The 8,639-nt window shown below is 72.5% G+C and carries 9 protein-coding genes and 1 pseudogene; 5 read left to right on the plus strand and 5 right to left on the minus strand.

Translation table 11 applies throughout. The features are described 5' to 3' along the window. Positions 1–350: response regulator transcription factor (locus C3486_RS35415; protein ID WP_146075126.1), on the plus strand; the 350-nt coding region annotated here is incomplete at its 5' end. Positions 351–469: 119 nt separating this feature from the next. Then, positions 470–1,177 carry a GAF and ANTAR domain-containing protein gene (locus C3486_RS35420; protein WP_103836973.1) on the plus strand — a complete coding sequence of 236 codons (708 nt, stop codon included), beginning with the start codon at positions 470–472 and terminating at the stop codon, positions 1,175–1,177. 55 nt (positions 1,178–1,232) lie between these two features. Here C3486_RS35420 and hemC read toward each other — a convergent pair whose 3' ends face one another. After that, positions 1,233–2,168, minus strand: a complete 936-nt coding sequence (gene hemC, locus C3486_RS35425) for a hydroxymethylbilane synthase (protein WP_103836974.1) — start codon at positions 2,166–2,168, stop codon at positions 1,233–1,235. Positions 2,169–2,391: 223 nt separating this feature from the next. On the opposite strand from hemC, the gene C3486_RS35430 reads away from it, so the two are divergent. Continuing rightward, entirely contained in the window at positions 2,392–3,111 is a 720-nt protein-coding gene (locus C3486_RS35430) for a transglycosylase SLT domain-containing protein (RefSeq protein ID WP_103836975.1), read from the plus strand. A gap of 42 nt (positions 3,112–3,153) precedes the next feature. Here C3486_RS35430 and C3486_RS35435 read toward each other — a convergent pair whose 3' ends face one another. The 4 genes from C3486_RS35435 to C3486_RS35450 form a co-directional block, all read right to left on the minus strand. Further along, a complete protein-coding gene (locus tag C3486_RS35435; protein ID WP_258053192.1) occupies positions 3,154–3,609 on the minus strand; it encodes a MarR family winged helix-turn-helix transcriptional regulator in 456 nt (151 codons plus the stop codon). Positions 3,610–3,665: 56 nt separating this feature from the next. Further along, entirely contained in the window at positions 3,666–5,507 is a 1,842-nt protein-coding gene (asnB, locus tag C3486_RS35440; protein WP_103836976.1) for an asparagine synthase (glutamine-hydrolyzing), read from the minus strand. Between the two features lie 329 nt (positions 5,508–5,836). Next, positions 5,837–7,003: an NAD(P)/FAD-dependent oxidoreductase gene (locus C3486_RS35445; protein WP_103836977.1), complete on the minus strand. Its 1,167-nt coding sequence runs from the start codon at positions 7,001–7,003 to the stop codon at positions 5,837–5,839. Beyond that, a complete protein-coding gene (locus tag C3486_RS35450; RefSeq protein WP_103836978.1) occupies positions 7,000–7,320 on the minus strand; it encodes a bifunctional 3-phenylpropionate/cinnamic acid dioxygenase ferredoxin subunit in 321 nt (106 codons plus the stop codon). The genes C3486_RS35445 and C3486_RS35450 overlap by 4 nt, the downstream gene beginning before the upstream one ends. Positions 7,321–7,472: 152 nt before the next feature. Between C3486_RS35450 and C3486_RS35455 the strand changes: the two genes are divergently transcribed. Both C3486_RS35455 and C3486_RS35460 read left to right on the plus strand, forming a co-directional pair. Then, a complete protein-coding gene (locus C3486_RS35455) occupies positions 7,473–8,288 on the plus strand; it encodes an IclR family transcriptional regulator (protein WP_103836979.1) in 816 nt (271 codons plus the stop codon). Between the two features lie 201 nt (positions 8,289–8,489). After that, positions 8,490–8,639, plus strand: a pseudogene (locus C3486_RS35460) (alcohol dehydrogenase catalytic domain-containing protein); the annotation flags it as partial.

Consider the following 8,639-nt stretch of genomic DNA (forward strand, 5'->3'; position numbering starts at 1 on the left):
GGTTCCTGTCCAAGTCCAGCGGGCTGTCCGACATCCTCGCCGCGCTGCGGGCACCGGCCGGCGCGACGCTGCTCGTCGAGGGAGCCGCCCTGGCGGCGCTGCTGCACCCGGCCGACGGCGCCGGAACCGGACCGGAGGAGCGGCCGCCGGTCCGTCTGACGGGACGCGAACGGGAGGTGCTGCGCCTGCTCGGGGAGGGCCTGGCACCCCGGGCGATCGCCGAACGCCTCGTCATCAGCCCGCACACCGCCCGCGGTCACGTGAAGAACGTCCTGATGAAGCTGGGCGCCCACAGCCAGCTGGAGGCGGTGGTCGCGGCCACCCGCGCCGGGCTGCTGCCCGGTGGCTGAAAGCAGCCCATTTGAGGGGGGCCGCGCGGACCGTTTGAGGGTTCCGCCCCACCCGCTGCGTGCTTAGCGTCGAGAACACGGCATGGCGCCCGGACGAGTGAAAGGCGGGTGACCGGGTGATGGACCGGACGGACCAGGAACGGGACTTCGCGGGAGTGGCCCGCTTCGCGGCCGTGCTCGCGACCGTCCCCGCCGTCAGCGACGTGCTCCTGGGCCTCGCGCAATGCGCCGCCGACGCGGTCGCCGTACGGAGCACTGGGGTCTCCCTCGTACGCGGCGGGGAGCTGCACCCGGCCGGCATGCTGGACCGGATGGCGGCCGAGGTGGGCCGCGTCCAGGCGGAGGCGCGGTGCGGGCCGTGCGCCGAAGCCCTGCGCACCGCACGCCCGGTCACGGTCCCCGACCTGGCCCGGGACGCCGCGCGGTGGCCCGGCTACGGGGAGCGGGTCCTCGGCCTCGGCGTGGCGGCGACCGCCAGCCTGCCGCTGCACTCCAAGGGGAAGGCGCTCGGGACGCTGGGCCTCTACCACACCGCGCCGCGGCCCTGGCCCGCCGCGGACCTGAGGCGCGTACGGGTGCTGACGGACATGGCCGTCGCCTACCTCGCGCTGGCCGCCGACCGGGACCACCAGCGCCGGGTGGCGGACCAGCTCCGGCACGCGCTCGACAGCAGGGTCGTCATCGAGCAGGCCAAGGGCATGCTCGCGGCCGAGCGCCGGATCCCGACCGGCGAGGCGTTCGAGCTGCTGCGCGGGTACGCGCGCCATCACCGCGCCAGGCTGCGCGACACGGCCGAGGCGGTCGTCGAGGAGGGCCTGCGGCCCTGACGGCACGCCGGCCCTGGAAGGGAAGGGCGGACCGCACGCGCCCGCGGGAGGAGCGTCAGTGCGGAATGCCGTCGATCAGTTCGCGGGCGCCCTGGCGGAGCAGCGCAACGGCGACCGAGGTGCCGAGGGTGGCGGGGTCCAGCCGGCCTGCCCACTCGTGGGCGTTGAGCACGGTCTTGCCGTCGGGGGTGAAGACACAGGCCCGGAGCGACAGGTCGCCGCCGCGCTCGGCCCTGGCGTAACCGGCGATGGGGGAGTTGCAGTGCCCCTGGAGCACGTGCAGGAACATCCGCTCGGCCTGCGTCTCGCGGTGCGTGTCCGGGTCGCCGAGCCCGGAGACCGCGTCGATGGTGGCGGTGTCGTCCTCGCGGCACTGCAGGGCCAGGACGCCGGCGCCGATCGGCGGGCACATCGTCTCGACGGACAGCACTTCGGTGATGACGTCGGGACGGTCGATGCGGTGCAGCCCGGAGACCGCCAGCAGCAGCGCGTCGGCCTCCCCGGCGTGCAGCTTCTCCATCCGCCGGTTGGCGTTGCCGCGCATCGGCACCGTCTCCAGGTGCGGGTGCGAGGCGGCGAGCTGCGCGCGGCGGCGTACGGAGGAGGTGCCGATACGGGTGCCGGCGGGCAGCTCGTCGAGGGTGAGCCCGCCCGGGTGGATCAGCGCGTCCCGCACGTCGTCCCGCTTCAGGAACGCGGCGAACGTCGTACCGGCGGGCAGCGGCCGGTCGGCCGGGATGTCCTTGACGCAGTGCACCGCGAGGTCGGCGGCGCCCGAAAGGAGGGCGGCGTCGACCTCCTTGGTGAACGCGCCCTTGCCCTCCACCTGGGAAAGGTCACCCATCCAGCGGTCACCGGTGGTCGTCACGGGGACGACCTCGGTGGCGATGCCCGGGTGCAGCGCTGCCAGTTCGGTGCGGACGCGCTCGACCTGGGCGAGGGCCATGGGGGAGGAGCGGGAGACGATGCGGATCAGCTCAGGGGCGGACATGGGGCCACGATAGCCCCGTAGGGCCGCGGCTTCCGCCCGGTACCCCCACCCGTCCTGCCGACCCGGCGCCGGCCGGCCGGTCACCGGTCACGCAAAACTTCGACGATATCGTCATTTCACCGGGACCCGCCCGACCCGGCCCTTCCGTTCGGCGGGTCTTCCGCCCGGCTGATAAGACGCCTTCTAGTGAGCCGGCGGCTCGACGGGAAGGCGAGGATTTCCCATGCACTTGGCCAGGACTGCCACCACCGCCCTGTCTTCTGTCCTCGCGCTGATAATTCCGGCCGCGATCGCCCTCGAAGGGCTGCCGGATATGCGCCCCGGTGAGGCCGGGACGCGAACGGAAGAAGCCGCGCTGGCCGGCGGGAATTCCCGACCGGCAGCGGCGGAGGCGGGCCGCGGGGCGCCCGCGACGCCCTGCCGGAAGGTCCGGGTCTCCCCGGCCGCGCTGGAGGGGCAGGCCGCCACCTTCGTCGCCGCCGGGCTGACGGAGCAGCGGTACGAGGCCGCGGCGCGGGCCTCCCGGTCCAGCTCGGAGGCCCGGTCGGCGGCGCTCGAAGAGCAGCGCGAGGCCCGGCGCGAAGAGGCCAGGCGCCGGCTCGAGACGGCCGGCCCCGAGGGGTGGATCCGGGCCTGTCTGCGGGTCACCGGATCACCGGACCACTGGTACACGGGATTGTGGACGATCGCCCGCAGGGAATCCGGATTCGACCCCCGCGCATTCAACGGCTGGGACGCCAACGCGGCGGCCGGCGAACCCTCCAGGGGACTTTTCCAGACCACCTGGCCCACATTCCGGGCGCACCATCAGTCCGGCACCTCGTGGGACATCAATGACCCGGTGGCGAACTGTGCGGCGGCCGTGAATTACATCAAGGCCCAGTACGGCGACATCTCCCGCGTACAGCAGGCGAATGCGGGCAGTCCGCCGCAGGGGTATTAACCCGGCAGGACACCGGAAAAACGGAAAACGCGGCGGATTCCCTCAGTCGCCCTGCTCGGTCAGCCGCCGCAGCAGCGCGCCCGCTTCGAGGACGCGCCGCACGTCCTCCGGGGGCAGCGTGCCGAGGCGCCCGGCGAGCGCCTCGGCCTCACTGTGCGCCACGTCGTTCAGCGCGCGGACGCCGTCCTCGGTGACGACCACGCGCGCCGCGCGGCCGTCGGTCGGGTCCGGCTCCCGCCGGACCAGCCCGGCCGACTCCAGGCTCGCCACCGCGGCCGTGGCCGTCGGCTGCGAGCAGGGGATCCGCTCGGCCAGTACGCCGATGCGGGACGGGCCGAGCTGGGTCAGCAGCGCCAGGACGATCAGCTGGGTGGGCGGAATCCGGCGGTGCGGGACGGCCCTGCCCAGGCTGCGCAGCAGCCGGTGCAGCGTCACCACCAGCTCCAGGGCGGCTTCCTCACCGACCGCGCTCAGCGCAGCCCCTTCACCGACCGCCACGCCATCATCCGCTCTCACTCACGCCCATGGACTGCCATGGAACTGCCCCGATCAGGTCAAGAGAGTGTAATGGCCGGGGAGTACATGTCCATCCAGAGGGCCAGGTCCAGGGTGCGTTCGAGGCCGCGCCGGGACGCCTGGGTGATCTGCGGGACGTCGACCTTCACGGCACGCTGCAGCCACTCCCGGCTGACCAGGTCGAAGACCGGGTGCGAGGGCTTGGCCAGCAGGTCCTTGATGTGGCCCTGGAGCGCCACGGCGTACTTCGGGTCCTGCGTCGAGGGGTACGGGCTCTTCACCCGGTCGTACACCGACTTGGGCAGGACGTCGGCGGTGGCCTCGCGCAGCAGGCTCTTCTCCCGGCCGTCGAACGACTTCAGGCTCCACGGGGTGTTGTAGACGTACTCCACGAGCCGGTGGTCGCAGAACGGCACCCGGACCTCCAGGCCGACGGCCATGCTCGCCCGGTCCTTGCGGTCCAGCAGGACGCGCACGAAGCGGGTGAGGTGCAGGTAGCAGATCCTCCGCATGCGGTACTCGAAGTCGCTCTCGCCGTCGAGCCGCTGCACGTCCTTGACGGCCGTGTCGTAGCTGTCCTGGATGTAGGTGCCCAGGTCCATGGCCTTGGTGACGCCGTCGGTGAGGATGTTGCCGTCGTCGCCGAAGTGCTCGGCGAACTGCACCAGCCAGGGGAAGGTGTCCGCCTCCCGCGCCGCCGGGTCGAAGAACTGCTTGTACCCGCCGAAGACCTCGTCCGCCGACTCGCCGGACAGCGCCACCGTCGAGTGCTCGCGAATCGCCTTGAACAGCAGGTACAGGGAGGCGTCCATGTCGCCGAGGCCCATCGGCATGTCCCGGGCGCGGATCATCTTGGACCGCACCTCGGGGTCGGCGAGCTGGTCCGAGTTCAGGACGATGTCCTGGTGCTCGGTCTTCGAGGCGCGCGCCACGTCGTGCACGAACGGGGTGTCCGGGGTGTCGCGCAGCGCGTCCGGGGTGAAGTTCTCGGTCTGGCCGACGAAGTCGACCGCGAAGCTGCGGACCGTCTTGTCCTCGGCGGCCAGCTGCTGGGCGGCCAGTGCGGTCATCGCGGAGGAGTCCAGGCCGCCGGAGAGCAGGGTGCAGCGCGGTACGTCGGCGACGAGCTGGCGGCGCACGATGTCGTCCAGCAGCGAGCGGACGTGCGCGATCGAGGTCTCCTTGTCGTCCGTGTGCTGCCTGGTCTCCAGCGACCAGTAGACGCGGGTGCGCAGGCCGTTGCGGGTCAGCGTGACGACCGTGCCGGGCTCGACCTCGCGCATGCCCTCGTACACCGCGTGGCCCGGCGTCTTGACGAAGGCAAACAGCTCGCGCAGGCCGTCCAGCGTCACGGTGGGGGTGACCTGCGGGTTGGCGAGGATGGCCTTGGGCTCGGAGCCGAAGAGCACCCCGTCGTCGGTGGGGTAGTAGTAGAAGGGCTTGATGCCCATCCGGTCGCGGATCATCACGAGCTTCTGCTCGCGGCTGTCCCAGATGGCGAAGGCGTACATGCCGTTGAGGCGTTCGGCGACGGCCTCGCCCCACTCGAGGTAGCCGTGGAGCACGACCTCGGTGTCGGAGTCGGTGACGAAGCGGTGGCCGCGCGCGGCCAGTTCCTTGCGCAGCTCGGAGAAGTTGTACGCCTCTCCGGAGTAGACCATCGCGACCGGGCCGTCGTCGGTGTCGACGGTCATCGGCTGGCGGCCGCCCGGCAGGTCGATGATGGCGAGCCGGCGGTGGCCGAGGGCCGCCGGGCCCTGGACCCAGGTCCCCTCGTCGTCGGGGCCGCGGCAGGACATGGTCCGGGTCATGGCGTCGACGGTGGCCTGTTCGGACCGCAGGTCACGCTGGTAGGCGACCCATCCGGCGATTCCGCACATGCTGCTCACTCCCAATCCGACCCCGGGCTGGGTGCGTAGGGGGGTTGGCCGGACGACGACAGGGGTCACCGGCCGGACACCCAGGGTCATGTGTATCGAGCACCTATGTAACGAGCATGTGTCAGGCCGATGTCGTCCGTCAACAGCCCCCAGGGGGCGATCTTCGGCCGACCTGGCGGAAGGTATAGGGCGCGTCAAGTGCCGGTATACGAAAGGCATTTGAGCGGTCATGGAAGCGCCGGGCCGCCCGCCGGCGCACCGCCCGCACGCGTCGGCACCCCCTTCCTGCCGAAGGGGGTGCCGGTAAGGGGTGTGCCGGATGCCGGAGGTCAGCCCGCGACGGGCTGGGCCGCCCGCACCATCTCCCGCCGCTGCTTCATGAACGGCCGGGGGCGGTTCAGGGCGAGGACCGCCGTGGTGCGGCCGTCGCGCTCGTACGCGGCCAGGAAGCTGCGGTCGTCGGGCGAGCCCTCCACGATCCGCACCGTGTCGGTGGGCAGCCGCCGCCCCGCGAACTGGATGCGGACGCCGTACTGGTCGGACCAGAAGTAGGGGACCGAGCGGTGCTCCCGCACGGTTCCGCCCGCGAGCAGGTTCTGCGCGGCGACGGCCGCCTGCTCGGTCGCGCTGGTCCAGTGCTCGGTGCGCGCGCCGCCGACCCGGGCCACGTCGCCGACCGCGACCACGTGCGGCAGCGCGGTCACGCACCCGGCGTCGGTGACCACCCCGTCGTCCAGGGCGAGCCCGGAGCCGGCGAGCCAGTCGGTGTTCGGGCGGACGCCGATGCCGACCACGACCGTGTCGGCCGGCAGCAGCCGCCCGTCGGCCAGCCGTACGCCGTCGACCCGGCCGCCGTCGCCGCCCTCCAGCGCGGCGACGCCCGTGCCGGTGACCAGCGCGACCCCGTGGTCGCCGTGCAGCGCCGCGCAGATCCCCGCCATCTCCTCGCCGAGCTGCGGCAGCAGCGGCAGCGGCGCGGCCTCCACGACCGTGACGTCATGGCCGAGCGCGGCGCAGGAGGAGGCGACCTCGGCCCCGATGAAGCCGCCGCCGATCACCACGACCCGGCCGGGCCCGCGCGCCAGGTCGTCCCGCAGCGCCTGCGCGTCGTCCAGGGTGCGCAGCGTGTGGACGCCCGCGAGCTCCGGCCCCGGCAGCCGGCGCGGGGTGGCGCCGGTGGCGAGGACCACCCCGTCGGTGGCGAGCGCCCGGCCGCCCTCCAGGAGGACCGACCGGCCCGCGTCGGCCAGCCCGGCGGCGCGCGTGCCCAGCAGCCACTCCGCGTCCAGCTCGGCGACCTCCTCGGCGTCCGCCAGGGCCAGCTGTTCCTGGCCGGTCTCGCCCTTGAGGAAGTCCTTGGAGAGCGGCGGCCGGTCGTACGGGCGGTGGTGTTCGTCCCCGACGATCACCAGACGTCCCTCGAAACCCTGTGAGCGCAGCGCCCGCGCGGCGTACAGTCCCGCCAGCGACGCTCCGACGACCGTGACCGTCCTCATGCGGCGGTGCCTTCCTCGGCGGCGTGGTGGACGTAGATCATGCCGTCCTCCACGGTGACGGGGTGGGTGCGGACGGCCCGGCGGGCCGGCAGGCAGGTCGGCTTGCCGGTGCGCAGGTCGAAGGAGGCCGCGTGCAGCGGGCACTCGACCAGGCAGCCCTCCAGCCACCCGTCGGCGAGGGAGGCGTCCTGGTGGGTGCAGGTGTCGTCGATGGCGTAGATCTCGCCGTCGGCGTTGAAGACGGCGATCGGAGGTGCGGTGTCGATGCGGAGGGACTCGCCTGCGGGCAGGTCGTCGAGAGAGCAGACGGGAATCACGGGGCACCCCTCTTACTGTTCGGTATAGTTAGAGTTCCGCGATGCGCACGGCGAAGCGCTGTGCGCAACAGAATCCAAGTCGGGAGGCCGCGCGTCAAGCGCCTCCCTGCAGATGCCGGCCCGCATCGGGTCGCGCCAGGTGGTGAGATCGGATGACGGACAAGGCGAAGAGCACGTCGGAGGCCAGGTCAGCGGAGAAGTCGGCCCGCGGAGCGGGGAGTTCGGTGCAGTCGGTGGACCGCGCGGTCACCGTGCTGGAAATCCTCGCCCGGCACGGCGAGGCGGGGGTGACCGAGGTCGCCGACGAGCTCGGCGTCCACAAGTCGACGGCCTTCCGGCTGCTCGGCGTGCTGGAGAACCGCGGCCTGGTCGCCCAGGAGCAGGAACGCGGGAAGTACTACCTCGGCGCCGGGGTGCTGCGGCTGGCCGGCGCCGCCGCGGTGCGCCTGGACATTTCCCAGGAGGGCGCGCCGATGTGCCGGCTGCTCGCCGAGGAGCTGGGCGAGACGGCCAACATCGCGGTGCTCGACAACGGTGCCGCGGTCAACATCATGCAGGCCCGCGGCCCGGCCTCGGTCACCGCGCAGAACTGGCTCGGCCGCCGCACCCCGCTGCACGCCACCTCCAGCGGCAAGGCGCTGCTGGCGTTCCAGCCGGGCCCGGTGCAGGACGCGGCGCTGGCCCGCAAGCTGCCGCGGCTGACCGAGCGGACGATCACCTCGGTCGCCGAGCTGCGCGCCCAGCTGGCCGAGGTGGTGCGCAACGGCTTCGCGGTGGCGATCGAGGAGCTGGAGCTGGGGCTGCACGCGGTCGCCGCGCCGGTCCGCGCGCACGACGGCCAGGTGATCGGCGCGATCAGCGTCTCGGCGCCCGCCTACCGGCTGGAGCCCGAGCGCATCCCGGAGGTCGCCAAGCGCACGGTCGAGGCGGCGCAGGAACTCTCCCGCCGCATGGGATACGGGAGTTGACCGCCGCCGGGTAGGCGGTTCGACCGTACGCAGGGATGGTGCGGGGCCGGTGTCCACCGGCCCCGCTTTCGTGCGTGCCGACCGTACCGGTCCTTTTACCAAGGGTTAACCCGTACCCCTTGACGCCGCCGAGAAGGCGTTCCCAGTATGTCTCCCATCGCGCAACGAGTCGTGCAGTGCGCAACACTGAGGGGTAGGGGCATGCCACACGAAGTCCGTGCTGTGGTCGCGACGAAAAAGGGTGCACCGGTCGAGGTGCAGCCGATTCTGGTGCCGGACCCCGGCCCGGGGGAAGCACTCGTCTCCGTACAGGCCTGCGGGGTCTGCCACACGGACCTGCACTACCGGGAA

The organism is Streptomyces sp. Ru73 (assembly GCF_002920575.1).
Lineage (GTDB): Bacteria > Actinomycetota > Actinomycetes > Streptomycetales > Streptomycetaceae > Streptomyces.